Source organism: Mesotoga infera, from assembly GCF_900157305.1.
Lineage (GTDB): Bacteria > Thermotogota > Thermotogae > Petrotogales > Kosmotogaceae > Mesotoga > Mesotoga infera.
This window is the reverse complement of sequence record NZ_LS974202.1, coordinates 1,391,572-1,417,675: the sequence shown is the minus strand read 5'-3', so window position 1 is coordinate 1,417,675 and position 26,104 is coordinate 1,391,572. Positions and strand designations below refer to the sequence as shown.

24 protein-coding genes and 1 tRNA gene are annotated in these 26,104 nt (G+C 51.2%); 13 read left to right on the top strand and 12 right to left on the bottom strand.

Annotated elements, in window-relative coordinates; all coding sequences use genetic code 11:
• Window positions 1-21 precede the first annotated feature (21 nt).
• Both MESINF_RS06325 and MESINF_RS06320 read right to left on the bottom strand, forming a co-directional pair.
• Window positions 22-1,065, bottom strand: a complete 1,044-nt coding sequence (locus MESINF_RS06325) for a M15 family metallopeptidase (RefSeq protein WP_197712717.1) — start codon at window positions 1,063-1,065, stop codon at window positions 22-24.
• A 72-nt stretch (window positions 1,066-1,137) separates the two neighbouring features.
• Complete coding sequence (locus MESINF_RS06320) at window positions 1,138-2,151, bottom strand: phospholipase C/P1 nuclease family protein (RefSeq protein WP_169699037.1); 1,014 nt, start codon at window positions 2,149-2,151, stop codon at window positions 1,138-1,140.
• 206 nt (window positions 2,152-2,357) lie between these two features.
• Between MESINF_RS06320 and MESINF_RS06315 the strand changes: the two genes are divergently transcribed.
• Window positions 2,358-3,614 (top strand): alpha/beta hydrolase family protein, encoded by a 1,257-nt coding sequence (locus MESINF_RS06315; RefSeq protein WP_169699036.1) that lies wholly within the window; start codon window positions 2,358-2,360, stop codon window positions 3,612-3,614.
• The gene (locus tag MESINF_RS06310) at window positions 3,611-4,306 is read left to right on the top strand and encodes an aspartate/glutamate racemase family protein (RefSeq protein ID WP_169699035.1); all 696 of its coding nucleotides are present in this window, start codon (window positions 3,611-3,613) and stop codon (window positions 4,304-4,306) included. Before MESINF_RS06315 ends, MESINF_RS06310 begins: the two co-directional genes overlap by 4 nt.
• A 113-nt stretch (window positions 4,307-4,419) precedes the next feature.
• Here the strand turns inward: MESINF_RS06310 and MESINF_RS06305 are convergent, their stop codons facing one another.
• Genes MESINF_RS06305 through MESINF_RS06295 form a run of 3 tightly spaced genes read right to left on the bottom strand, consistent with a single transcriptional unit; the run spans window position 4,420 to window position 7,631 of the window.
• Window positions 4,420-5,028 carry a bifunctional 4-hydroxy-2-oxoglutarate aldolase/2-dehydro-3-deoxy-phosphogluconate aldolase gene (locus tag MESINF_RS06305; RefSeq protein WP_169699034.1) on the bottom strand — a complete coding sequence of 203 codons (609 nt, stop codon included), beginning with the start codon at window positions 5,026-5,028 and terminating at the stop codon, window positions 4,420-4,422.
• Between the two features lie 19 nt (window positions 5,029-5,047).
• Complete coding sequence (locus tag MESINF_RS06300; RefSeq protein ID WP_169699033.1) at window positions 5,048-5,971, bottom strand: prenyltransferase/squalene oxidase repeat-containing protein; 924 nt, start codon at window positions 5,969-5,971, stop codon at window positions 5,048-5,050.
• Window positions 5,972-6,002: 31 nt separating this feature from the next.
• On the bottom strand, window positions 6,003-7,631 hold the full coding sequence (locus MESINF_RS06295) for an ABC transporter substrate-binding protein (protein WP_169699032.1): 1,629 nt from the start codon (window positions 7,629-7,631) through the stop codon (window positions 6,003-6,005).
• 678 nt (window positions 7,632-8,309) lie between these two features.
• Here MESINF_RS06295 and MESINF_RS13730 point away from each other — a divergent pair.
• From MESINF_RS13730 to MESINF_RS06280, 4 genes are all read left to right on the top strand, one after another.
• Window positions 8,310-8,438 (top strand): hypothetical protein, encoded by a 129-nt coding sequence (locus MESINF_RS13730; protein ID WP_269460647.1) that lies wholly within the window; start codon window positions 8,310-8,312, stop codon window positions 8,436-8,438.
• A 116-nt stretch (window positions 8,439-8,554) separates the two neighbouring features.
• The gene (locus MESINF_RS06290) at window positions 8,555-9,349 is read left to right on the top strand and encodes an ABC transporter ATP-binding protein (RefSeq protein WP_169699031.1); all 795 of its coding nucleotides are present in this window, start codon (window positions 8,555-8,557) and stop codon (window positions 9,347-9,349) included.
• On the top strand, window positions 9,346-10,176 hold the full coding sequence (locus tag MESINF_RS06285) for an ABC transporter permease (protein WP_169699030.1): 831 nt from the start codon (window positions 9,346-9,348) through the stop codon (window positions 10,174-10,176). Before MESINF_RS06290 ends, MESINF_RS06285 begins: the two co-directional genes overlap by 4 nt.
• 147 nt (window positions 10,177-10,323) lie before the next feature.
• A tRNA-Val gene (locus MESINF_RS06280) sits at window positions 10,324-10,398 on the top strand.
• A gap of 12 nt (window positions 10,399-10,410) precedes the next feature.
• Here the strand turns inward: MESINF_RS06280 and MESINF_RS06275 are convergent.
• The 3 genes from MESINF_RS06275 to MESINF_RS06265 form a co-directional block, all read right to left on the bottom strand.
• Window positions 10,411-11,916, bottom strand: a complete 1,506-nt coding sequence (locus MESINF_RS06275; RefSeq protein WP_231936891.1) for an Rne/Rng family ribonuclease — start codon at window positions 11,914-11,916, stop codon at window positions 10,411-10,413.
• A 69-nt stretch (window positions 11,917-11,985) separates the two neighbouring features.
• Window positions 11,986-12,522, bottom strand: coding sequence for a ribosome hibernation-promoting factor, HPF/YfiA family (gene hpf / locus MESINF_RS06270; RefSeq protein ID WP_169699029.1), 537 nt, complete (start codon window positions 12,520-12,522; stop codon window positions 11,986-11,988).
• Between the two features lie 77 nt (window positions 12,523-12,599).
• Complete coding sequence (locus MESINF_RS06265; RefSeq protein ID WP_169699028.1) at window positions 12,600-13,082, bottom strand: NUDIX domain-containing protein; 483 nt, start codon at window positions 13,080-13,082, stop codon at window positions 12,600-12,602.
• A 90-nt stretch (window positions 13,083-13,172) separates the two neighbouring features.
• Here MESINF_RS06265 and MESINF_RS06260 point away from each other — a divergent pair, with 90 nt between their 5' ends.
• From MESINF_RS06260 to MESINF_RS06245, 4 genes are all read left to right on the top strand, one after another.
• A complete protein-coding gene (locus tag MESINF_RS06260; RefSeq protein WP_169699027.1) occupies window positions 13,173-14,684 on the top strand; it encodes a YifB family Mg chelatase-like AAA ATPase in 1,512 nt (503 codons plus the stop codon).
• 584 nt (window positions 14,685-15,268) lie between these two features.
• Window positions 15,269-17,689, top strand: a complete 2,421-nt coding sequence (locus tag MESINF_RS06255; RefSeq protein ID WP_169699026.1) for a heavy metal translocating P-type ATPase — start codon at window positions 15,269-15,271, stop codon at window positions 17,687-17,689.
• Between the two features lie 13 nt (window positions 17,690-17,702).
• Window positions 17,703-17,909: a heavy-metal-associated domain-containing protein gene (locus MESINF_RS06250; RefSeq protein ID WP_169699025.1), complete on the top strand. Its 207-nt coding sequence runs from the start codon at window positions 17,703-17,705 to the stop codon at window positions 17,907-17,909.
• A 1-nt stretch (window position 17,910) separates the two neighbouring features.
• Entirely contained in the window at window positions 17,911-18,192 is a 282-nt protein-coding gene (locus MESINF_RS06245; RefSeq protein WP_169699024.1) for a metal-sensing transcriptional repressor, read from the top strand.
• Here MESINF_RS06245 and MESINF_RS06240 read toward each other — a convergent pair.
• From MESINF_RS06240 to MESINF_RS06225, 4 genes are all read right to left on the bottom strand, one after another.
• A complete protein-coding gene (locus MESINF_RS06240; protein WP_169699023.1) occupies window positions 18,189-18,527 on the bottom strand; it encodes a hypothetical protein in 339 nt (112 codons plus the stop codon). The genes MESINF_RS06245 and MESINF_RS06240 overlap by 4 nt on opposite strands.
• A 49-nt stretch (window positions 18,528-18,576) precedes the next feature.
• Window positions 18,577-19,785: an L-lactate MFS transporter gene (locus MESINF_RS06235; protein ID WP_169699022.1), complete on the bottom strand. Its 1,209-nt coding sequence runs from the start codon at window positions 19,783-19,785 to the stop codon at window positions 18,577-18,579.
• Window positions 19,786-19,899: 114 nt separating this feature from the next.
• Window positions 19,900-20,310 (bottom strand): nuclear transport factor 2 family protein, encoded by a 411-nt coding sequence (locus tag MESINF_RS06230; protein ID WP_169699021.1) that lies wholly within the window; start codon window positions 20,308-20,310, stop codon window positions 19,900-19,902.
• A 114-nt stretch (window positions 20,311-20,424) separates the two neighbouring features.
• Window positions 20,425-21,198: a GNAT family N-acetyltransferase gene (locus MESINF_RS06225; protein WP_169699020.1), complete on the bottom strand. Its 774-nt coding sequence runs from the start codon at window positions 21,196-21,198 to the stop codon at window positions 20,425-20,427.
• A gap of 197 nt (window positions 21,199-21,395) precedes the next feature.
• On the opposite strand from MESINF_RS06225, the gene MESINF_RS06220 reads away from it, so the two are divergent.
• From MESINF_RS06220 to pepT, 3 genes are all read left to right on the top strand, one after another.
• Window positions 21,396-23,237 (top strand): alpha/beta fold hydrolase, encoded by a 1,842-nt coding sequence (locus MESINF_RS06220; RefSeq protein WP_169699019.1) that lies wholly within the window; start codon window positions 21,396-21,398, stop codon window positions 23,235-23,237.
• Between the two features lie 155 nt (window positions 23,238-23,392).
• Window positions 23,393-24,757 carry an MFS transporter gene (locus MESINF_RS06215; RefSeq protein ID WP_169699018.1) on the top strand — a complete coding sequence of 455 codons (1,365 nt, stop codon included), beginning with the start codon at window positions 23,393-23,395 and terminating at the stop codon, window positions 24,755-24,757.
• The gene (gene pepT, locus MESINF_RS06210) at window positions 24,741-25,985 is read left to right on the top strand and encodes a peptidase T (protein ID WP_169699017.1); all 1,245 of its coding nucleotides are present in this window, start codon (window positions 24,741-24,743) and stop codon (window positions 25,983-25,985) included. Before MESINF_RS06215 ends, pepT begins: the two co-directional genes overlap by 17 nt.
• Window positions 25,986-26,104: the final 119 nt, after the last annotated feature.

The window sequence follows — 26,104 nt, the reverse complement described above, 5'->3', positions numbered from 1 at the left end:
CCGAACTGAAAACCGGTCTATCTAAAAGCCCGAACTCTCCTGGAGAGAGACCAGCTCTTCAAAGGTCAGGTTTGCGATAGTGTAGCTCTTCCAGTCGCGATAATCGAAGTGCCACCACTCCTCCTGCAAAGGTTCGAAGCCGACGGAGACCATGGTCTCCCTGAGAAGCTCCCTGTACCATCTCTGCAGGCCCGTGCCGCCGGGATAATCTATGTACGACCTCTCAGAGAATTCGTCGTAACCGCCGCCAAAATCGATAAACTCTCCAGTACTCAGTATGTATAGAGAGACATCGACCGCGCAGCCCCTGTTGTGTCGGGAACCTTTCTGAGGGTCGGCGACGAACTCTTTGAGGTCGTCAGGAGTCGCGTCCCAGAACATCTTTGTGACATACCAGGGTCTGTAAGCATCGTGGATCACCAGTCCGTAACCCATCGACCTCAAGAGCTCGCTCGCCTTCACAAGGGCTTGTGCGGCCGGTCGCTGGAGAAAGGCTCTCTCTTGTGAATAGAGGGGAACTCCCATGAAGTTGTCGTGTCTGGCATATCGTATATCCAGCTTTATCGAGGGATCGAGCAAGGTCACTTCCACGAGGTCGTGCGGCAGAAAAGTACCGGCCTCGACCGGCGGAGTCGCTTCCAGAGCTATCGGAAGCAGTTTATCTATTGATTCGACGGGTGTTATCTTGAAGACATCTCCTCCCTCCGGTCCGTAGAATTTTCTTCTGAAAACCTCTCCTCCGGCGACGCAGCTCACTCCCATGTCGGCTTCGTCCCTGCCGAAGGTTATGATCGTGAATTTGAACGGATTGGGTTCGCAGAGATAATTGTCCTCGCATAACTCCGCGCATTCGACCGGCAGATATCTCGACCCGTTGAAGATGAGTTCTCCATCGCTGCTTTTCACAAGCAACTGGAGCGAGGAGTCAATCTCTCTGAAAAAGAAGTGCGTCTCGGCCCCTTCGTACCTTCCAAAGAGCGAAGAGGCGACGTCCTCCACCGCCGCGGAAACGGCGAACAGCGAAACTGTCAGCAAGAGCGCAAAGAAAAGAACCAGTCGTTTCATCTTTCCACCTCCAGGTCAAATGATCTATCTATACGGGATAGGGCTTATCGGAGGGTTTGTATAAAGCGAACTTCACATATTCGAATCTATCGCTTCGAACCTGTCGAACATATAATTAACGTAGCCCTTCACATAAGAGGCCGTCTCTCTGAGAATCTCCACGGTCATTTTATCCAGTTTTTCCGTCTTGCCTGCCCGAGCGAGTTCGTCAAAATAACTCTTTCCCAGCCAGACCACTTCTTCAGTCTCGAGTTCGTCCTTCATGAGATGCTTCAGTTCATAATAGACGGGATTCAACTTTCCCCTCGAGAAGCCTCTGAGATCGCTGGCCGCCTGTCTCGGGCTCTTTATGGTCTTGGCCGGCACTTCGTCAATGGCCTTCACCAGCGGTCCGTACTGTTCCCAGAGCAGGTAGCCGCCGTAGAAATCGTAAGCGAAGTGATATTTGGCAAAGACGGTCAGCCACTTGTCCATGTTGAACGGCAGCCTCAGCAGTTCGAAGAAGGGAGCGGGAAAGGTATGAAAGGGCTGCCCCACATCTTCAAGGTAATGAATCGCCCTGGCCATGAACCTGTAAGCCCAGTAGTGATCTCCCCTGCCGTAGGCCAGCTCGGAAAGGTCGCTGAAGTACTGCACCATGTCGGTGACCTCCCCCACCCTGATGAAACACAGAAGCCTGTATTCCATATGGCGGATGCCCTGGCTGTCTCCCAGGAGTTTCTCGACCCCCTCCATCGGCAATTCTTTGTCCATACCCAAGTCCGGTTCATAAGCATAAACGGAAAGTATCTGCCACAGGGGGGCCGCACCGTTCACCGGTTCGGGATTGGAAAAGACCGGTGTGAAGAGATCGTTGTCTTCCTCTGGCAGATAGTTCTTGCCGAGATAATCGTAGAACCCGGTTATCGCGGGATTGTAGGGATGGGTATCCTCCACATCAGCGTATGTATATGGGGTTATTTGCACATATTCCTCCAAAGGCAAGGAGAGTTTCGAGACAATCATATAGGTCAGTGCGTCGTGCCCGGACCAGGCAAATCCCAGAACGGCTAACATGATAAACAAAAATAGAACCGTCTTTTTCATAATCAACACCTCCGGATTCATAATAACAGAAGGATTGGCTTTTTTTGCTTAAAACTCCGGGTTCATTACGAATAGTCAGTTTGAACGGAGAGTGGGGCGCGCTTTCGCGAGTTTATATAATTGATTGTCCCGTTTGTTTTTGCACGGTACAATAAGGGTTGTATCTGCTAGTATTCAGATAGAATCTTTCAAGGGAGGTGGTCGGAATGTCTTCGAATGAAGGGAAAGGAGAAATAGCGAGGGTTTTTCGGGGTTCATTTGATATCCGGGGATTCGAAGATATTGAGTTCAACTTTCAACTCTTGAGGTCGCTTGGAGTGGTTTCTTATGGCGGAGGAACGGTCGGCGAGATATTATCGATCGTGCCGGCTATAAGGCCCGAAGAGCCCGAAACCTGGGTGGCGCAGTTCAAAGAGCTGGCCATCAGGTCAAAAAAGCTGGGTCTGGATCTGATGCAGAAGGGTAGAATGAAGAGCGCACATGAAGCTTTCTTGAGGGCTTCGAGCTATTTCAGGGCCGCCGAATATTACGGAGACCCGAGGGACTCAAAAACAAGGTACATAGGCATGGAGAGCAGAGATTGCTTCATATACGCCTTCAGAACGGCAAATCTCGAGTTCGAAGCCGTTAGAATACCTTACGGAGACGATTTCATTCCCGCGTACTGGATCTCGCCGCTTCCACAAAACTCCCAGACAAAAAAGAGAGTTATCATTATGATGAGCGGCTTCGACGGAACCTCAGAAGAGATGTATTTCCAGAGCGGGGCGGCGGCGCTGAACAGGGGCTACGCTGTTTTGCTCTTCGACGGGCCGGGTCAGGTGGGCATGAGGAGATTCTCTACCGAAACGCCCTTCAGGCCGGATTTCGAAGTGGCCGTGGCAAAAGTGGTAGATTATCTGCTCTCGCGTGGCGACGTTGATCCCTCGAAGATAGCCCTTTATGGTATAAGCCTCGGCGGATATTTTTCGTTGCGGGCGGCCGCTCACGAGCCCCGAATCAGGGCTTTGATCTCAAATTCGCCCATAACGGACATCTACAAATACATGATCGGCGTGGCCGGTGAAGAAGCCATCAACTCGCCGCAGGACATAGGGCTCGACTACATCGATGAAATCCCGGAGGAGTATCTGGGCAAGGGTAAGAAACTCCAGATTCTCAACATCATCCTGCGTTACGGAGAGAGGTCAATGTTCGCGGCCTTCGAGAGGATGAAGGAATTCACCGTTGGCGAGGCGATAAAGAACATCCGCTCGCCCTTCCTGGGAATGGTGAGCCAGGGCGAGGGACCCGGTGCGATGGAACAGGCAGAAGAAGCCGTCAAAGGCGTTTCTGGGCCTTCGAGCCTGAGAGTCTTCACGCAGGCCGAAGGGGCCGACTCACACTGCCAGCTCAGCAATCTCCCCCTCTCAAACGCCGTCCTTCTCGACTGGCTGGATGAAGTCTTCGGTGTCAGATCGTGAAGAGGATCGGATTGCTGGGAGGCATGAGCTGGGAATCTTCGCTGGAGTACTACCGGTTGCTCAATGAAGCCGTCAAAGAGAGACTCGGCGGTCTCCACTCGGCCGATTGCGTGATGGTTTCTATAAACTTCCAGCCGGTGGCCGACATGATGAAGCTCAACGACTGGAAAGGGATCTCCCGCGTTCTTGAAGGTGTATCGAGAGATTTGAAGAGGGCGGGGGCCGACTTCCTGGTGATATGTACAAATACTATGCACCTGCTGGTCAGGGAGATCGAAGAAGCGTCGGGATTGAAAGTCCTTCAAATCGGGGAAGCCGTCGCGGAGAGAATAAACGCGGCCGGCCTCAAGACCGTCGGGCTTCTCGGGACACGCTTCACGATGGAGAGGGGTTATTATCGCGACGCTTTCGGCAGACGCGGGATAGAAGTGATCGTGCCCCAAGAGCGTGACAGGGAGAGCGTGGACGGGATAATCTTTCAGGAGCTTTGCAGGGGAGTCTTCACGAAAGAATCAAGAGAGATATATAAATCGATAATCTCGAAACTCCAGAGTGAAGGAGCCGAAGGAGTGGTGCTCGGTTGTACCGAGATCCCCCTTCTTATAAAGCAGTCAGACGTTGAGATTCCCGTTTTCGACACCACGGCGATTCACGCGGCCGCGGCCGCGCAGTTCGCGCTCGCGGACGGTTGAATTCGCATCTCCCTCCTAAAGGAGGGAGGCAGAATACGGCATAATATCGCTCGACTAGCGTCGTTAATCATTAAACGATACTATCGAAGGTTATTTAACGGTCAAAGCGAGGGTCATGACCGGAGATCCTTGATTTTTTGAGAATACTGTCTTGCCCTTTCCTCTATCTGCGCGGGCGTTCCCTTCGTGAGATCGGAGCCGATTCCGACGGCTGCAGCGCCGGCTTTGAACCATAGATTTATATTTTCCAGACTGACGCCACCGGAGACCACACATCTGGCTTCCGGGAAGGGACCTCTGAGAGACTTCACGAACGCCGGCGTGAGAACATCTCCCGGGAAGACCTTCACCATCGAGAGCCCGAGGCCGGTTGCCTTCACATACTCCGTGGGAGTCATTATTCCAGGAAGATAAAGAGCCTCGGTCGTTCTGGAGTGTATCGCGAGCTCTTCGGAGAGATGGGGGCTGACAACGTATCTCGCTCCGCTGCGGACGGCAAGATCGAATTGTTCATCAGTCAGAACCGTCCCTGCGCCGACGTAAGCCTCCGGAAGCTCCCGGGAGATTATCGAAATAGCTTTTGCCGCGTCGGGCACAGTGAAGGTTATTTCGAGTATTTTTATCCCTCCGCGGTAGCAACTCCTGGCTATCTCTAAGCAGCGGTCCACCGAATCGCTTCTGATCACGGCCATTATCTTTTCCGATTGGATTATCTCTTTCATGCGCTCTCCTCCTTTCACTTTATAGAACAACTCTTCCAAAGTTCCTCAAAGTCTCGAGCGCCCTGAGAGTGAGGATCGCTGACCATTCATCCCACGCCGGGGCGAGGTCTCCGTTGTAAATGTTCTTCGACCATGCGGGTTTGATTCTGCCGTTGCTCTGAAGAGCCTGTACGTAGAAGTCGAGGTTCTTCTCTATCAGCGCGCCGTCGATGCCGAAAGTTCTGTCCGGACCGGTGGCGAAATCGAGCGGTCGGGCGGTGTACTCGCTTTTCCACTCATCCTCGTCACAACAGGTGAGATTGCTCACCGCCTGAACGATTTTATTCTCGAGTCTTTCGGCCCTCTCCGTGTCGAGCTGACTGTGAAGCCTCTCGAAACAGAAGATTTCATGGAAGGAAACGAATTCCTTCATTCCGTTCAGGTACTCGATGGCGTTCTCGATCAGCGCGTCCACATCCAGGGAAGTGTACTCCCTGTAACGATGAAGGTAACCTATGATTTCGGCCGTCGGGTTGCCCCAGTTTATGTCTATCGGAGACATGCCCCTCTCGCTGTCGAAATGCCACCAGGGCGCGTGCGGAAAATCGTTGACACTCTCCGGCACCGATAACCAGCCCATTCTTTCAGGTATGAAGGTCTTCTCCAGATATGCCATGGCCCTGGAAATCATCTCCCGCTTGGGGGCGCTGTCGCAATCGAGTTTCACGATAATCTGAAAGGCCACCGATGTTGCCATCGGTGAAGAGTGCGGAAGTCTAAAATCAGGTTCTAGCGCGTTTCCAAAGCCACCGTCTTCGTTCTGGTATCTGGATAGCTCCTCGATAACCTTATCGCACAGATCTTCTTCGTATAGATAGGAGAACAGCTTTCTTTCAAGATCTCTGCCATAATCCTGCATGAAATACTTGATCTTCCAGAGATCTTCTTTTCTCAATACAAGCAAATTTCGCCCTCCTTCGATTTCCGGAAACCGTTCAGCGCACGAACCATTCGGCCAGGTTGTCGAACAGTTCTCCACTCCCCGGTACCGGTCCATTCAATTCTCGCCTCCAGAACGTGACCTTCTGACTATAGGATATCACTATGATCGGCATATCTTCGAGCCATAACTTCATGGCTCCCAGGTAGTACGGGATCCTGTTCTTCCATAGCCCCTCGGTAATAGCTTTTCTCTCTATTCTGAACAATTGTGGATTCACATATCCCACTTCCCAGCCGGTTTTTAAGTCGTCGGCGTTCTCAACCGCCCAGGGAGCGATCTCCGGATAATCGAATGCTTCAACCCTGAAAAAGGCCAGATCGTAGTCGGCCGAATACACGTCGCCTAGCAGACTTCCCCAGTCGAGTCTCTCCACCTTCAGATCCACTCCGATCTCCTTCCACATCTTCGCCAGCATGTCCGTGAACTTCTTATCTACTCCCTGGTGAACCTTGATCGTAAGGGTGTATCCCTTCCCGTACCCGGCACCCGCGAGGAGCTCTTTTGCTCTTCCCGCATCGTAGGGAAACTCTCCGATCTGCGTCAAGAGCTCTTGAAGAAGAGCTGTTCGGGCATCTATGGGCAGAAGGGCCCCGGTAGAGCCGATCCCGATCGTTCCCGACAGTTTCTCGACGTCCAGAGCCATTCTCAGGGCCTTTCTCACAGAGCTCTTAGAGAGGAATTCGTTCCTGTGATTGAGAATCAAAGCGTAATAAGAACCGTCGGGAGTGAATTCGTATCTGTAATTTCCATTCTTTGCGCCGTTTATGAGCTCCGTCGCGGCGTTTTCTTCGTTGAAGAGCATGCTTAGCTCACCGTTCAGGAACATCTTTATTCTCTCTTCCTGATCGGCCTCTTCTATCAGTCTTATTTCGTCAAGAAGGGCATGTTCGGGCCACTCGGTGAAGTATAGCGGGTAGTGTTCCGAGCCTTTTCCACCGTGCCATTGGGGATTTCTCTTGAGTATTATATTTCCCTTCTTGCTCCCCTCCGCCAGATAAAAAGGTCCTGAGGTGGCCTCCAGGGGAGGTTTGCCCGAATACTGGCTGGCAGACACCTCTCCAGGTTTCAATCCAAGCTTCCCTTCGTAGATGTGTCTGGCCAGCAATCCCGTCCTTAGATAACCGGTGAACTCGGGAAATGGCCGATTGAAATAGAAAACGGCGCTCTTGCTATCCAAAGTTTTCATCTTCACGTAAGCGGGATTGTTCAGAATCTTGTAGAGTCGCGAGTCTTCGCTAGCTTTCCAGATCGCCAACGAATATTCCAGATCGCTCGTAGTAATCGGAGTTCCGTCGAACCAGCGGATGTCATCTCTAAGCCTTATATACAGCTCTTTATTCCCGTCCCTCCACTCCCATTCTTCTACGAGCGAAGGCTCGATTCTATCACCGCTAAGCTTCAAAAAAAGCGGGTCCTGAGTGGCGGCCGTTACCCAGAGATCCCCCCGGACCAGCTCAAGGCCCGGTAGGAAGTGGCCGGTAGTATCTATCGGGAGAGAGATGGATCCACCGGAAATTTCTTCGAGGTCGAAACATGAGTTGTTAGATCGAACCGTCAAATCCCTCGATAGTAACGTGGCGGCGAGCAGCGCGAGTAAAACAACAGTCGAAATTTTATGCACGGGCAACCTCCAGAACTTTCATCAGCTCAATTATATCGAAATTACCCGCTCTATGGAAAAGAACGTTTTGAGTATCGGGATACTGGTAGGAGCGGATTATAGAAATTGACTGATATCTTTCGAGGATAGTTCAGTCTTTTGATTCTTTCGGAGCGATGATAAAAGATATTTCAACGACAAAGGCAAAGTTATTTATTGCAGTACTAAATAAGTGTCAAAAAGTAAATCCGGATTCAATAATATTTAGGAATTGACTTTTGATTTCTCCATAGTTTATGCTATAATCAGTCAAGCGAAAGAGAAACTATTCGAAAGGAGGCGTAATGGAATGATGATGAGACTTAAGACCGGATTTTCCACCACCCTTAACAGGGTCTCCGGTGATGCCGCATTCTGCCACGCCTTCATCCGTCGTGTGAGGTATAAAGACGTATAACCATAGACGATGTTTGAAGGACCGTGGCGAGTAACAGCCACGGTCCTTTTTTTTGTCAACCATTTCTCCAGGAGGTGGAGTTATGTCGGTTAAGGTAGAGATCGAAAGAATCGAGAAAGTGGAACAGAAGAAGATTCAGAAAAAGCAGAGAGAGAACGAGGTTTTTGGTCCTTACTGTTTCTGGCTTTGAGGGATGAAACGGGGACCATGAAACCCGGTTCGAAAGCGCAGGGGGTGAAACAATGAAAATAGCGTTAAGCGGAGAGATCAGAAAGGACCGTATTGGTTGTAGTGTTGTACTTCCACCCTTCATAGATAGACCGGATAGTATCATGGAGTTTCCCCAGGATAGTCGCCAGGAGGTGGCGTGATGAAAAAGATTTATAGAGGTTCGAGAGAGATTTTCATAGATGGAATAGTTGAAAGACAGAAAGTCGAGATCGAAAGCAAGTTCAGCAGGCCCCATTATCTTTGATGGAGGTGCGTAATGGCCGACGCGCTTTTCGCGAATAACGTGGTTAAACTTTTCAAGAAAAACAAGAAAGAGATCAAGGCGCTCAAGGGAGTAAGCTTGAGGATAAAAGAGGGAGAGATCTACGGACTATTGGGGCCGAACGGCTCGGGCAAATCGACGTTCATCAGGATCGCTTCGACTCTTTTGATACCCGACAGGGGCAGCGTGTCCGTCTTCGGGCACGATGTGGAAAAAGAGGCGGGAGTCGTTCAGAAGCTCATCAACAGGGTCTCCGTCGAGGCGAGTTTTTTCAGGAAACTGTCCGCCATAGAGAATCTGGCCTTCTCGGCCGGTCTCTATGGCATTTCCAAGAGAGAAGCCATAAAGAAGATCTACTATCTTTCCGAACGTTTCGGTCTGGACGAAAAGAGATTGAAAGATCCGCTGGAAGACTTTTCGAGAGGTATGCAACAGAAAGTCGCCATCGTCAGGGCTTTCATGACCGAACCGAGGATGCTTCTTCTGGACGAACCGACCACGGGGCTCGATCCGAGAGCCAAGAGAGATGTTCAGTCACTCATAAGAGACGTGAAATTAAATATGAACACGACCATGCTCCTGACCACCCACGACATGGAAGAAGCCGAAAAGCTCTGTGATTATGTGGGAATAATTCACCTGGGTAAGATCGTCGCAGAAGGGAGGCCGCAGGAGCTGAAGAACCAGCTCAGAGGAAAGGTGGACAACCCGACCTTCGAGGATGTCTTCATGGAGCACACGGGAATGTCCCTTGAGGATGCGCAGTACCAGGAGGTAGAAACGGCATGAGTTCGCAGGCGCTTGCAAGAGAGCTTAGGGCCTCTTGGGCCTTTATAGAGAGAAACTTCAATTTCACCAAAAGATACTGGAAATGGGAACTGGTCTTTTTTGTGTACACGATAGCCAACTCCGTCACCATGGGTTTCATAGGCAAAGGCATAGAAGCCTTCTCCGGCACTAAACTGGATACGAGTTACCTTATACTGTACATGCTATTGGGATCGATTCTTTGGGGTTATCTTTCCATACTCTTCGAGATAGTTGCCGAGACCGTTGCCTGGGAGCGCTGGGAAGAGACTATAGAGTACACTTTCATGGCACCCGTGAGAAGAGCGACGCACCTGTTGAGTACCTGCGGTTACGCAATACTTTACGGGATTCTAAGGAGCGGTTTGATTCTGCTGGCGGTATCGATCTTCTTCGATCTGAATCTGGAGAAGGCCAATCTGCTTTCCGCGGTCGGCATCCTTGCGGTATCCAGTTTCTCTTTCGTCGGTCTGGGAATAGTCGCGGCCGTGTTGCCTCTGATATCGCCCGAGAAGGGAGCCCAGGTAGTCCACATATTTCAGGCGCTCCTTCTGATGTTCTCGGGGGTCTATTACGAAGTCGATGTACTGCCGCAGTGGATGCAGCAGGTAGGGAGGTTGTCTCCCGCGACATATGCCTTGAGAGGAATGAGATCGTCGATACTCGAAGGCAAGGGCATGATCGAAATGTGGGGAGATATATGGCCTTTGATACTTCTGGGAGGGCTACTCCTTCCATCGGGTCTGCTCTTTTTCAGGAAGATGGAGGGCTGGGCCAAACGGAAAGGCGTCCTTAAAAGAAGCGGATAGAGACGGGCTTATATCCTTGCTCCAGAGTCATTTCATCGCTCTTCGCCCGCTATGGTATCCGTATCCGGATAGAGGCCCATCGACGGCAACTCTCTTCACTGTCGAAAACTTGACAGTCGGCCCGACCGGTGATAGAATCTACTGTACGGATGCGTAGCTCAGCGGAAGAGCGCTTCCTTCACACGGAAGAGGCCACAGGTTCGATCCCTGTCGCATCCACCAACGAGGAAGGAGTCAGGCCGACTCCTTCTTTTCTTTTTTCTTCTCCTGCTTCTTGGTTTTTTTTGGCTGTTCCTGCTTTTTGATAAACTTGATGTCGTAAGTCGTGGGAACCGGCCATGTGAAACTTACCGACACTTCTTTTTTGAGAGTCTTCAGGAGGTTTTTCTGGGTCTCCGGCGTGAGTATCCCCGACATATTCTGATAAACCTGCACCGAAGCTCCATTTATCGTCTGATCCTGGAAACCGCGCGTCAGGTCTTTGAGCAACCTCTGATAAACGGCCCGCGGCGATTCTATCCTTCCCGTTCCCTTGCAGACGGGGCAGGAAGAGTAAAGTTTGGAACCTATCGCGGCAGTAGATCTCTTTCTGGTCATCTCGAGAAGACCGAGTCTGGTGAAACCCATGATCATGGTCCGCGCCTTGTCTTTCTTGAATTCGTTGCTCAGACTGGATATGATCTTTTGCCTGTCTTCATCGGTCTTCATATCTATAAAGTCGATCACGACGATACCGCCGATGTTCCTCAGCCGGAGCTGCCTCGCGATTTCCGAAGCCGCTTCCAGGTTTGTGTTCAGGGAGGTCTCCGAGACATCGCTTCCAGAGAGGTTGCCGGCCGAGTTGACGTCTATGACCGTCATGGCCTCGGTTCTGTCGATATAGATATTTCCGCCGCCGGGGAGAGCGACCGTTCTAGTATAGAGAATCTTGAGCTTCTCGTAGATGTCCTCGGTTGCGAAGGCATCTCCTTCGACGTATCTGACTACCGGTTTGAAGCCGGCCTTGAATTTGCTTATCCCGGCCACCACCTCGTGCCATAGTTCTTCCGAATCGACGACGATTTCTTTTGTGCTCTCGGTGAGCCTTTCGCGGAGGATGTACTCTACGAACGAAGGTTCTTCGTAGAGAATCTTGGGTTTTCGCCCGCGCTTGAAGGTTTCATTTATCTTTTTCCAGTTTTCTCTGAGCCCTTCCAGCTCGTCTTTTATGGTCTCCTCACCGAGCCCGTAGGAAGCCGTCCTGAAGATCACACCCTCTTTGCTCTCGAGAAGCGATTTCGCCACAGCTGTCAACCTGTGCCTTTCCTGGGAATCGGAGATCTTCTTCGAAATGCCTATGTGTTTAGAAAAGGGTGTATAAACGAGGCTCCTGCCCGGTATGCTGACCTTCAAAGTTATCTGAGGCCCTTTCGAACCTATCGGGTCTTTGCTAACCTGTACGAGTACTTTTTGGTTCTTCTCGAGTTTCTGCTGGCCGGAGGCATCCTTAAATCTCAGAAAGGCGTTTCTTCCGATACCTATATTCACAAAGGCCGCTTCGAGACTGGGAACGACGTTTTCGACTTTTCCAAGGTAGATATTTCCTGTAACGCTCTCGCTATCCATGTCCTCGAAAAATATCTCTTCGAGTTGATCGGAATCCACCGAGGCGATCCTGACTTCATCCTCAACCCTGCTGAAGATGATAGTCTGAGTTCTGTTCTTGATTGTTGCCACCGCCCTTTCATTGCTTCTGAACATTGCAGATCTTCTGTATATTATAACCGAGCCCGCCAAAAAAAAGACGGCCACCATATGGTGGCCGTGTCGTCATTCGTTCATCTCTATTATTCCAAGACTTCCGTTTTTTCTGGTATAGATGACATTCACTTCATCGGTGACGATGTTTCTGAAAACGAAGAAGGTGTGTCCCAGCATCTCCATCTGTAGTAGAGCCTCTTCTTCGGTCATAGGCTTGATCGTGAATCTCTTTCTCCTGGTTATCGTAGTAAACTGTTCTTCTTCTTCGAACTGGGAGGGAACAGATTCAAGGTTTTCCTTAATGCCATTCTTGTGTTTGAATCTAGTTCTCTCTTTGAATCTCTTCAGCCTTCTCTCGAAAGCGTCGGATGCCGCATCGACCACCGTGTAGAAATCGCTTCCCTTCTCCTCGACCCTGAGAACTACCCCTGGAAGATGGGCGGTAGCCTCGACATTGTAAAAGGCTCTCACCTTCGACAACCGGAGATCCATAGAGATCACTTTTTCTTCGTTCACAACTTTTGACACTTTTGAGAACCTTTTGTCGATGTAGTCTTTCATGGAATCTGTTATTGTTACGTCCTTTGAGTAGATGTTGTAATCCATGATAACCCTCCTCTCGCAGTGATGTGACTGAAGTTTTGTTGCCACTTGCACCAAAGAATCGTACGCGGTGATACCTGCTACACCTCACCGGCAAGGTTTTGAATCATCGAGTATTTACTGGAAACGGAGAAGAAACGGCCCGCTCCGATTTTGCCTCCATACTCGATCAAATGGGGAATCAACTCCGCCGGATGCACCTGGAACGAACCTAGAGTCTCGATGGGCACCCACCTGGCATCTACCAGTACCGGCGGGCCGGAATTGTCCGGATCGCTCCCAAGTGAGACGGTACCACCCGTGTAATTACAGAGGAATATCACCTCCAGCAGCTTCTCCTTTCTGAACTCCTGCAGTGCAACCACGGATAGAGGTTCTACCGAGATACCGGTCTCTTCGACAAGCTCTCTTCGAACCGCAAATAGAAGATCTTCGTTTTCTTCAACTAATCCGCCGGGGAAACACCAGAAAGGAGGTCTGTCTTGATGAGCATGACGAACAAGAAGAACTGAGTTGTCTTTCAAAACTAAGGCTCTCACGCTTACACGATGTGTACTCTTCATGGTCGCACCTCAATCATCCCTCAAAATAAGTATATCATTTATGCCCACATGATTGATGATAGAATCATAGGTAGGATTGGAGGTAATAAAATGCGCTATTCAAGGGTTAGAACAATCACGACCATGGGCCTCAAAGTGATGGATGTGCTTGTCGAACTCGATATAGATAGCAGGTCTCTGGTCCAGGACATGGATATAGTGGGACTGGGCGACACGGTGGTCAAAGAGAGTAAGAAGAGGGTAAAAAGCGCCGTGAAGAACTCAGGGATCGAACTCCCGAATGGAAGGATCACGGTCAACCTCGCTCCGAGCGATGTTAAAAAGGAGGGTTCTTACCTTGACCTTCCGATCGCGGTGGGATTATTGAAGGCCACCGCGCAGATCAAAACCGACCTTTCGGACTTCATCTTCTTCGGGGAACTTGGGCTCGACGGAAGTTTAAGAAAGGTCAGGGGCGTGTTGCCCATACTTCTCTCTCTGTCCAGAAAGGCAAACGGTACCAAGGTAGTTCTCCCGGCTCCAAATAAGACCGAGGCTTCGATAGTGGACAAGTTGACCATTTATACCATCGATAATCTCAACGAACTCATCGGCTTTCTGAACGGCCAGATCCGCAAGGAGCCGATCAAATACGAAAAGCCGGAGCTTAGAAACCTTGACACTCCCGACATGTCGGAGATAAAAGGCCAGGAGTTCGCCAAGAGAGCCGCGGAGGTTGCTGCCGCCGGAGGTCACAATCTTCTGTTGAGAGGCTCACCCGGATGTGGAAAGACGATGCTCGCCCGAAGAATCCCCTCGATCCTCCCGCCGTTGACGATGGACGAGGCAATAGAAACGACCATGATTTACAGCGTTTCCGGTCTCCTGGGTGATAGAGGGTTGATAAAGGAGCGACCCTTCAGGTCGCCCCACCACACCGCTTCCACGACTTCCATAGTCGGTGGCGGAAACGACGCGAGACCCGGTGAGATAAGCCTCTCTCACAACGGCGTTCTCTTCATGGACGAGTTCCCGGAATTCAGGCGAGATGTTATAGAGGCTCTCAGGCAACCTCTGGAAGATGGAGTCATAACCGTGGCGCGGGCCAAGCTCACAGTGACTTATCCGGCCAGATTCATGATGGTGGCGGCGCAGAACCCCTGCCCCTGCGGCTGGTACGGAGACAAGACCAGAGAGTGTACATGCTCCTGGTATGAAATACAGAGATACAACAGAAAGATTTCCGGCCCCATGGAGGACAGGATAGATATATTCGTCGATATGCCCCGTCTGGACTTCGACAAGTATATGGAAACCTCTACCGCTGAAAGCTCCGCCAGTGTGAGGGAGCGGGTCGTCAGGGCACGCAGCAGGCAACTGGAGAGATACAGAGGAATGAACCTCTTCTCTAACAGCCAGCTTGGGCACTCCCTGCTGAAGGAATACGTTAATCTGGATACGACGTCCAGGTCTTTGCTATCGGGCGCGGTGGACAAGATGAAATTGACGGCCCGGGCTATAGACAGGGTCCTGAAAGTCGCCCTTACCATAGCCGACCTCGAAGAAAGCAAGGTTCTCGCCCGGCACATCGCCGAGGCGATACAGTACAGGAAGAAGACGTGATAGATTGTTCGCAAAACGCGAGAAAGAGCGTCGAGAGTTCGCTCAGCTCACGAGAAGGACGGAGATGCCGGATCGGTGTCCGGCATGACGTGAAGGGGCTGTCATCCCGTGTCATCCCGTAGTGCTCCTATACGGGATCTCGCTCTTCTCGTTCGTCTCTAAACAGAGGTAAGAGGTATGAGGTCAGAGGTAAGAAGATCAAAATCCCGTTCTCCTCGCCTCGCGAAGACCGGGATCCTGGCTAGGAGTACGCCAGGATGACCCGAAGGGTTGCCATCCCGTATCCAATCCCGTCATCCCGTAGTGCTCCTATACGGGATCTCGCTCTTTTACCCTTACGAAGGACCAGGATGCCGGATCAGGTTCGGCATGACGGGAAGGGAGGAAAGGACGGGTTTTCTCTCCTCTCTCTCTTCCTCTCTACTCCTCTCGCGCTCCTTAATTACTAAGAACCGCTCTTCACAACCAGTTTTCTCCGCTAAATATACCGGCCCGTTGAAATCTGATAAAAAATGTTGTATTATTATATTATCCCCTCCCCCCGGGGAGTGGGTTGATAGATCGTGTCCAGATTGGAGGTCGCCATGAAAGAATATGTTGTCAAAGGTATGACCTGCGCCGCCTGTGTAAGGGCAGTCGAAAAGGCGGCATCGAAGGTTGAGGGTGTGTCCAGTCCGGTGGTCAACCTCTCCACCGAAAAGTTGACATTCGAACTCTCGGGCGACTTCGACGAGGAGAAGCTCTTCAATCTTGTGAAGAAGGCCGGATATGAGCTCGAAGAAGTGAGCAAAGAGAGAATAGTCACGCTCGAGATAGACGGCATGACCTGCGCGGCCTGTGTTTCGGCGGTGAAAAAGGCTGTCGCAAAGCTCGAAGGCGTAAGCGAGGTCTCCGTCAATCTGGCGACGGAAAGGGCAACCGTCAAGTACGATCCCGATAAGCTGAGGATATCTTCGATAAAGGAGGCAATCGAAAAGGCCGGATACCGGGCGAGCGCCTTTACAAACTCCGATTCCGAGCAATCCAGACTTAAAAAGGAAGCCGCGATCAAGAGCTATAAACAGAAATTCCTCGTTTCTATTGTCTTCGCCATTCCTCTCCTGATTATCGCAATGGGTCATATGACGGGATTGAAACTGCCTTCTTTCATCGATCCTCACATGAATCCCTTGAACTTCGCGCTTGTCCAGCTATTTCTAACGCTCCCTATAATAATCGCCGGGAGAGATTTCTACCTCAAGGGAATTCCAAATCTCTTCAGGGGCCACCCAAATATGGATACTCTGGTAGGCCTCGGAACCGGTGCAGCCTTTATCTACGGTGTTTTTGCGACCGTGCAGATCGCTTCAGGGTACCACAATTACGCCGGCGATCTTTACTTCGAATCGGCCGGAGTTATAATCGCGCTGATCTCTCTGGGGAAGTACTTCGAGAACCTGTCGAGAGGAAAGACTTCGGAGGCTATAAGAAAGTTGATGAACCTGGCACCGAAGAAGGCACTGGTGAAACGTGAAGAGAGGTTCGTCGAAATTCCTCTCGAAGAAGTCGAAGCGGGGGATGTATTGCTGGTCAAGGCGGGTATGTCGATTCCCGTTGACGGAACGGTTATCGACGGGACCGCTTCGGTCGATCAATCGATGCTTACGGGAGAATCTATCCCCGTAGATGTCGGAGAAGGCTCGAAAGTGACCGGCGGCACGGTGAACATAAACGGCGCAATAGAGATAAGGGCCTCTCGCGTGGGAAGCGACACCGTTCTGTCGAAGATCATAAAAATGGTCGAAGAGGCCCAGGCCTCGAAAGCCCCGATCGCACGCCTTGCGGACACGGTTAGCGGCTACTTCGTTCCATTCGTTCTGGTGGTCGCCCTTGTCACTTTCGTGAGCTGGATAGCCCTGGGCTACGGCTTCACCTTTTCCATGTCGATGACGATCGCGGTGCTGGTCATAGCCTGCCCCTGTGCCCTTGGACTGGCCACACCGACGGCGATCATGGTCGCGACGGGACGCGGAGCCGGAATGGGAATTCTCTTCAAAAACGGCGAGGCTCTTGAGACGACCCATAAAGTCGATGCCGTCATTTTCGACAAGACCGGCACGATCACCAGAGGAAAGCCGCAGCTGGTCGATTTCAAGGTATTGAACGGCTTCACCGAAAAGGAAGCGGCCAGACTGGTCGCGAGCATAGCCAGCAGAAGTTCCCATCCATTGGACAGGGCGATACTAGACGGTTACGAAGGCGATCTGCTGCAAGTATCGGATTTTCAGGCCGTTGCCGGAGGCGGGATAAGCGCCACAATAAACGGCGGGAAGGTGAAGCTGGGGAACCCCGGTTTTATAGGGACCACGGGAAAGGAGGTCGATGAACTCGTTCGTTCCCTTTCCGAACTCGGAAAGACGCCGGTCGTCGCCTCTTACGACGAGAAAGCGATGGCCGTCCTGGGGATCGCCGACGTAATAAAGGATTCGTCGGTCAGAGCCATAGAAAAACTTAAAAGATCGGGCGTAGAGACTTATATGATGACCGGAGACAACGAAAGAACGGCCAGGGCAATAGCGGCACAGGTTGGGGTTGACAGGGTGATCGCGGAAGTTATGCCTCAGCACAAAGCGGAGAAAGTCGGACAGTTGAAAGAGAAAGGCTTCACGGTCGCCATGGTGGGAGACGGGATAAACGATTCTCCGGCTCTTGCGGCGGCCGACGTGGGAATCGCCATCGGTTCGGGTACAGACATCGCGATAGAGGCCGCCGATGTCGTTCTCATGAAAGACGATCTCAACGACGTGGTGAACTCAATAAACCTTTCAAAGGCGACGATAAGGAATATCAAGCAGAACCTGTTCTGGGCCTTTTTCTACAACACGATAGGTATTCCCGTTGCGGCCGGGCTTTTCTATACAGCGTTAGGTCTAAGATTGAATCCCATGATAGCCGGTGCGGCCATGGCCTTCTCCAGTGTCAGTGTCGTGATGAATGCGCTCAGGCTGAAGAGGATTAAAATATAAAGGAGGAGACAGGATGAAACTGATAATCGAAGGTATGAGCTGTAACCATTGCAAGATGCGAGTGGAAAAGGCCTTGAGTTCTATCGAGGGTGTCAAAAAAGCCAGTGTCGATCTGGACGATGGATCGGCCGTTGTGGAAAGCTCCGTGGAGCTGGATAGAGAATTTCTGAGAGAAGTTATAGACGAAGCCGGATATGTCCTGAAGGGAATCGAAGATTGATATGGAGAATCATTCCCATCATAAACACGATGAGGCGCTCAAAATACTAAAGACAGCGAGGGGCCAGATAGACGGGATAATAAGAATGATAGAGGACGGGAGATACTGCATAGACATATCCACACAACTACTGGCGGTGATTTCGCTCCTTAAAAAGGCCAATACCTCTGTTGTAAACAGGCACATAGAAACCTGTGTGAGAGAGGCGGCGAAAACCGGCGAGGTAGATGAGAAGATAAAAGAACTTGAAACGCTTATGAAGTACATAGAGAAGAGCCTCTAGGCCGGTCCCGGAGGTTCTCGCTCTTCCTTCAGAAGTTCGTTAAGCTTTTCGAGAGCTTCTTTGAGATTATTTTCCGGAACGTCCCAGAGATCCTCCACCATTCTCTTCACTATCTCGTTTCTGTCTTCTACGGCTTTCAGATAGATAGAAAGCATTTCCCGTCTCTCTCTCTTCAACATTCCGAGGTTTTTCAGAGCATCCAGCGAGAGCTTCTTCTCCTCGTCTATAAGGTCCCCTATGGTCAGGACGACATCGTCCAGTTTCCACTGCACGTCGTCCAGCAAAATCGCCAGTGTTCTGCGTATCGATTCCAATCTTTCGACTTTACCTGGCATATTCAACCTCCATCAGTGATTCAAAAAACGGAGTCTCTTCGGGTTTTAATTAGCGCGATTTTCTATCGGGATGCCTCACTAGCAAACTGATCGCCGCGCCAGCGACGCTGAGTACGGCAGATACCAGATAACTGATCTCGTAACCGCCCGTGATGTCGCGCGCGATGCCTCCGAGAAGGGGACCCAGTATGCCTCCGACACCCCATGCCGTTATCATCACCCCGTAATTCACTCCCAGGTTCTTCATCCCGTAGAAATCGGCGGTGATCACCGGGAATATGGCCAGCATTCCGCCGAAGGTAAAACCGACGAGACTCTTGCCTATCAACAGAGCGACCGGGTTTGTGAGAGCGGCGAACGAGAAATAGACGATCGCCTGTATTAGGAACATGGTCAAAAGCGTGACCGTTCTTCCGAGATAATCCGATACGGTTCCCCAAGTAACCCGTCCGATGAAGTTGAAGATGGCGTAAACGACGACCAGCAGGAATCCGTTGCTGATCGAAGCCTGTTCGAGCCCGATCTTCGACATCTGGCCGATTATGAGCAGGCCCGCGAAAGTCCCGAAGAAAAACATGGTCCAGAGAAGGTAGAATTGAACCGTCTTGACCATCTCGCCAACTTTGTAATCCTTTGCCGTTATCTGATGGACCTTCGCCGGTCTCTTCTTCAGTTCGATTCTCTGGAAACCGGGCGGCGGATTTGAAATGGCGAAAGAGAGCGAGAACACGACCAAGAAGAAGATTATCCCAAGGGTGATCAAAGTTGCCGGGAGTCCCATCACTCCTATAAGAGAACTGGTCAAAGGGGCGATATAAACGGGCGCGAGGCCGAAACCGCTTACAACTATGCCCGAAATCAAGCCCCTGTGCTCGGGGTGAAACCATTTCACGGCGGCGGGCGTGGGCGAAGCGTAACCGAAACCCATGGCCAGACCGAAGACCACGCCGAAGAACAAAGCGAGCCCCACAACCGTGAGATTGAGTCCGGAGAGAATGAATCCCAGACCGGCCAGCACCGAAGATATTAAGAGCACCGGTTTTGGTCCGAGCCTGTCCTGCAACTTTCCTCCCGGGACCATCGTGAGCGCGAAAACCGCGGAAGCCAACATATAGGGGATCTGCGTCTGTGTTGCGCTCCAACCATAATTGTCCATTAAAGCTGCGGAGATGATGCTCCAGGAGTAAAGCACTCCAAGGGTCAAGTTAACTCCCAACCCACTGTAAACTACGAGCCAAGCTTTTTTTAGATCGTTCACGACAGATTTGTCCTCCTTAAAAAATAAATGCACATCGGGCAGATCCGTTTCATTGGTTCGTAGCACAACTTACCCCGTTTTTTACTATGACACGATAGTTTTGAAAAGTAAGGACTACTTCTTCCTGCTTAACAGGCTTTTGAAAGAGACAGGCACAAAATACTGAATACAGGCGATCTTCCATATCCCCTTTGATCGAATTAGGAGCGTGGAGCCCTGAATCTCGACTCTCCTGAAAGCGGCGTTTCTGGCTAACTTAACTCCACGTTTCCACAACAGAAGACATTCGCCGGACTTTTCGATACTGCTCTGCCAGAGGAAAGGTTCGTAAAGAACTCCGAAAGAGTTGAACTCACCCTGGATTAGCCTTGAGAAGGCTTCGAAACCTTCCGCGACTAGTCCCTCCGGGCTCAAATAAATGATATCACCGTCGCAAAGTGTCGCGATGGTTTCAAGGTCTCTGTTTCTGTAAGCTTCGAAATAAGCTTCAAGAACTTCCATAGCCGACATATCTTTTCTTTCCATCAATGCACCTCGCTTGATCTCTTCATTCCGATTTTAACATCAAAGGGGGACGACCTACGAGGATTTGTCTGAATTCACGCGATCCAGACCGTCGAATACCGTCAAAGATCAAACTTACCTGAAATACAGTATCTTCCATTTCCCGATTTCGCGAAAGCCCAGCCTGTTGTAAATCTTTCCGGCCTCGGGGTTATCGTAGAACAGGCAGGGAGTCCTTCCCCAATTCAGTAGATCCGAACAGAGCTTCGACACGACTTTGGAGGCCAGTCCTCGTTTCCTGTAATCTTTGTGAGTCGCAACTCCGATGATCATAGCCATATCGGAACTCTCCGCGGTACTGGCGGCCGTAGAAACTATTCTGCCGTCCATTTCGACTATATATCTTCTGGATGTTCCACTCTCTAGCGATGAGAGAAAGGACTCCTCTTCGGTCGCTCGAAACTCTTCTATCGAATTTAAGAGGGCAAGAAGCTCTCCCGCATCGCTCATAGTCGCCCTCCTGATTGGCAGGTCGTTCTCCTCAAGGTTTGGCTCTTTGAGAAGCGCTAGATGCATCGTGGCCTCTTCTTTCGTTATTTCCCTCAAATGTGGAGCTATCGCATCTATGCAATCGGCCTTTCCGCTCAATACGATAGCCTTTTCAAAATCCTTTATGATCTTCGCCGCTCCGGCATGATCCATTCTTTCACTGGAATAGACGATAAAAAACCTGTAATATCTCAGAAGAACGCCTGCGGGATTCTCGAGTTCGCCTTCGACGAAGATTTCCATGTGTTCGGCTTCTGGCGGGGTATTCTCTATGTCGCCGATCATAAAAACGTTGAACTCCCTCTCCGCAGACAGAAAGGGAATCAACATCTTCCATTCGTTACCGGGGATCCTTCTCATCCTTATCACGCCCAACATCTGTCATTCGCCACATGAGAATAGGGTATATTATCGCTGCATCATTTTCAAGTAAATCAGGCAACCGGTTGAATTTGACCGGACATATCTCCCTCGGAAGGGAACCCGACCTCAGCGCGTTATATAATTTTACTGTATCGATGTTCGTTCGTCAGTTCATCTGGGGAGGTTAGGTTCAATTGTATAAACCATCTTTAATTCTCTTTCTTTTCATCGCGGCCGCAACGGTTGCCACTACCGGAAGTATAGAGCTTTACGGTAATGAGATATTCTTCAGAATCGGCGAAGCCGAAGGTCTTCCCGTAGTAGTGATAGGTGACGGCCCGGGAATAAGTGGCAGCTATCTCGAAGATATACTCCCGGGAAGAAAAACTGTTCTCTACGATTCGGCCGGAAGCGGAAAATCCAGCGACGTCGGCTCCTTGGATTTGAGCTTGGAATATTACATCTCCGAGTTGTCGGCGATCGTTCACGAGCTGGAACTTGAGAGATTCCATTTAATGGGACACGGCTTCGGGAGCCTGATAGCCGTTTATTACGCTCTTGCGAGGCCGGCGGAACTGTCGAGCCTGGTACTTGTGAATCCGATACTCTCGATTCCTCAATTAGACCTGCTGATCGAAGAATATACGCTCCAAAACGACACCGTACCCGATAAGCTGAAGCTGCTTTTCCTGAATTACAGGGGAGATATAGAATCAAAACTCAAGACGACCGTAGAGGACATAAACCGCGACATTTACGATCAGTTCTGGGGTGACGGCCCGGGAGTAACCGGTGAGTTGAGGGGGCTGGATATCTCCTCGGGCCTATCCGATCTCAGAATGCCGGTGCTTATCTGCACGGGATTGTACAATTTTCCAGGAGTCGATAAAGTCATCGATTACCAGAAACTCTCCCCAAAGAGCGAGTTCGTCACATTCATAAACAGCGCGCACTTTCCCATGCTTGAAGAGAGTGAGGGTTTCAATATGATAATCGGAGATTTTCTCCGGAGGGTTGAAGCGGAACAAGAAAGCAGCCCCGAACACGATTTATCTGGAAGAGCCGTTGATATTTTGTCTGGAATTGTTTCGCTCGGCGAGAAAGACAACGGGGTCGATATGGATCTTGAAATTGGCCGCGACTTCACCATTTCACTCCCTTCGAGTCCGGGGACAGGTTACTCCTGGAGGCTCGAAGAGTTCGACGGAAGCGTCTTGAGGCTTCTCTCCGAACCATTCTACGAAGAACCGGGAACGACGGGCGGCGGCTACCAGGTCTTTCAGTTCAGGGTGATAGGCCCCGGAGAGACCGACATTTCTCTCTCTTATTGCTCTTGCTGGAACGATGAACCGATAGGGACCTACAGGGTCGGGATCTCTGTGCCGCTTCTGGAAAGGGAGGTTCTATCTATCGACGAATCCGATAACGGGAAGAGTTTCTCGGTAGATCTAGCCATACCTCTAGAGGTTTCATTGAACGTGACCACGGGAACTGGTATGTCATGGAGAATAACCTCCACCACCTCTTCTATCCTCCGTCAGACGAAGGAAAACGAGTATCTGATACCTGAAAACACCCCGTCCGTGGGCGGGACCATCCAGCAGCGTTACTATTTCGAGGGTATCAACTACGGAACCGCCTATATAGAATTCTCCTATGGAAGACCCTGGGAGGAAACACCTCCAGAGAGGACCTTCGGGGCGACGATAACGGTGGCCGAACCCGTTCATGACATTTACATTGCCAGGGACAGCGACAACGATCGCCATATAGCTCTAAAACTCGACCAGATGTTGATTTTGAAATTGAAGAACGGTTCGTCGAGCGATGAAACCTGGTATTTACGCGAGGAACTTCCAGAACAGTTGAAGCTACTCTCCGATCCCTTCATCGAATACTTTGAAGAAGTCAGATATTCGGTTTTCTATTTTAGAACCGTGGAGAGAGGGGAGGGCGTTCTGGAGCTGTCTTATGGAAGTTCCGCATCGCCGGATCAATCGATAGATACTTACAGGATTACGTTGAAAATAGAATGAGGGGGGAGCTGTCCAGGCTCTGGAACAGCAACGAAGGACGCATCTTTCGCTTTTCCACGGTTTAATTCAAAGCGCATTAGTTTAGTTTGCTGGATTCGGCAGGCCCTTTGATCTATAATGGTAATACTTCACAAGCAGCGCCGGAGATGTCTCAATTGGACAAAATTAAACGCACACAGATACTCTCTATATTCGAAGGCTCGATATACAACGGGTTCTTTCTGATAACCCAGGGTTTTTTGGGCACCGGCCTCGCTCTTGAATTCGGCGCTTCCGAGCCCGTGATAGCGCTTCTGGGAGTGCTCCCGACGATTTCGCAGTTCGTCCAGCTTCTGGCTCCGGCCATGATGCGACTCATAGGAAACAGGAAGAGGGCGATGATGATTTTCGCCACGGTGAGCAGGCTTTCGACGGCCTTCATTCCCGTGACCCTGGCCGTTGGGATGAACCGGCAGTCGATCCTGCTGATAATCATGGCCCTTTTCTCTATGGCGGCGAGCCTTACGGGCAATTTCTGGGTCTCCCTCATGAAGGACGTCGCCCCGAGGGAGAGGGCCGCGAAGTTTTTCAGCTCGAGGAACATTATCTTCACGATCACGAACATGCTCATAACTCTCTTCTATTCCTTCTTGCTGGACGCCGTTCCCGGCACGCGCGGCTTTCTTATCATCACCGTGCTGGGGACGATCAGCGCACTGGTGAGCCTTGTGCTGCTGGGTTTCCATTACGATCCACCGCGGGAGATCACCTACGGCAGGGGACTCTTCAGGGCCGTCACGAAGGACAGGAAGTTCATGCCTTATCTGGTATTTTACGCCTTCTGGAGCTTTTCGATAGCGATCACCTCGCCGTTTTTCTCGTATCACGAGCTGGTAAATATGAAGCTGGGTTATTCGTTCTTGAGCATTCTCAATGTTTTCAGCTCGCTCCTCACGATGGTCTTCTATTTCATTTGGGGCAAGATAGCCGACAGAATAGGGAGCCAGGCTGTGCTCGAGTTCGGCGTGTTCGGCGCGTTCATAAAGATTATCCTCTGGGTCTTCATGAACGAGCAGACGGTCTATCTTCTCTATATCGACACTCTGATCGGCACGATCTCCTGGAGCGCCATAAACCTCTGTCTCTTCACGACGATGCTCGATCTCCTCGACGGGGTGAATACCGAGTCGTACTACGCGCTGCTCTCCTTCGCCAACGGCGGGGCGGCTCTGGTCGGCTCTCTCGCCGGAGGGTTTCTGGCCTCCTATTTGAACAAATTCGGCTGGGAGATTCTGGGGATGAGGTTTTACGGCATTCAAATCCTCTTCTTCGTCACCTTCGTGCTAAGGGGGCTCTCGCTCTTTCTGCTGAGGAGAGTGAAGACCAGAAAGGAGCGGTCAGTGGCCGGTATGATATTCAATTCGGCCTCAGTCATAGCAAACAGGCTGGCGGCGAGGCCGCGCGAAATGGTGGATATACTGGTACAGTTGAATAGAAAGAGGAAAAAGGGAAGGAGTGATGTGGATGAAAAGGATGATTGACCGCTTCATGAGGTACGTCTCGGTCGAAACGACTTCGAGCCACGATTCCGACTCGAGCCCGACGACCGAAGGTCAGCTTAAACTCGCGGCACTGTTGAGAGACGAACTGGAGGGGCTCGGTCTGGAAGAGGTATCGCTGGACGGGCACGGCTACGTAATGGCCACGCTTGGAGCCAACACCGATGCAAGGGTGCCGGTGATCGGCTTTGTGGCTCACATGGACACCAGCCCGGACGCTAGCGGGAAGGATGTCAAGGCAAGAATAGTCAGGTACGAAGGCGGAGAGATAACGCTCAATCCCGAGAAGGGGATAGTGCTAGATCCTTCTACCTACCCCGAGCTGCTGGATTACAGGGGCCAGGAACTGATAGTAACCGACGGGACGACACTTCTGGGCGCCGACGACAAGGCCGGGATCGCCGAGATCGTCACGGCGCTAGAGTACCTCATGGAGCATCCGCAGATAAAACACGGCAAGATCAGGGTCTGCTTCACTCCGGACGAGGAGGTCGGCAAGGGGACCGATCACTTCGACGTGGAGAAATTCGGCGCCGATTACGCTTACACCGTCGATGGGGGCGCGCTGGGCCAGCTCCAGTACGAGACCTTCAACGCGGCCGGCGCGAAGGTGAAGATAACGGGTCTGAACATACACCCGGGCTCGGCCAAGGACAGGATGAAGAATTCGATGCTGATCGCCTCGGAGTTCATAAGCCTGCTTCCGGCTGCCGAGACGCCCGCGGCCACGCAGGGCAGGGAGGGCTTCTTCCACCTGACCAGCATGGCCGGCACGGTCGAGGAGACGAACCTCAACTATATAATACGCGATCACTCGCGCGAGAGGTTCGAAAACCGAAAGCGATTGATGCAGTACGCGGCGGCTTTCCTCAACGCCAAATACGGGGAAGGCACTGTCAGCGTGACCGTCAAGGATTCTTACAGAAACATGCGGGAGATGATCGAACCGGTCATGTTCATCGTGGACATCGCGGCCCGCGCTATGAGAAACGTGGGAATCGAACCTGTTATAGAGCCGGTCAGGGGAGGCACCGATGGGGCGAGGCTTTCCTTCATGGGATTGCCCACGCCAAACATCTTCACCGGAGGGATGAATTACCACGGCCGTTTCGAATACGTGCCGATCGAGTCCATGGTGAAGGCCGTCGAGGTGATAGTGGAGATCTGCAAGCTCTTCCCGTCATGCCGGACCCACTTAATGTCATTCTGAGCTTGACTCAGAATCACGGTTTTCTAAGGAGTGGATCCCGGGTCGGAGCCCGGGATGACAGTCCTTCCCGTCATGCCGGACCCCGATCCGGCATCCCTGTCCTTCGAAAGAGTGAGAAG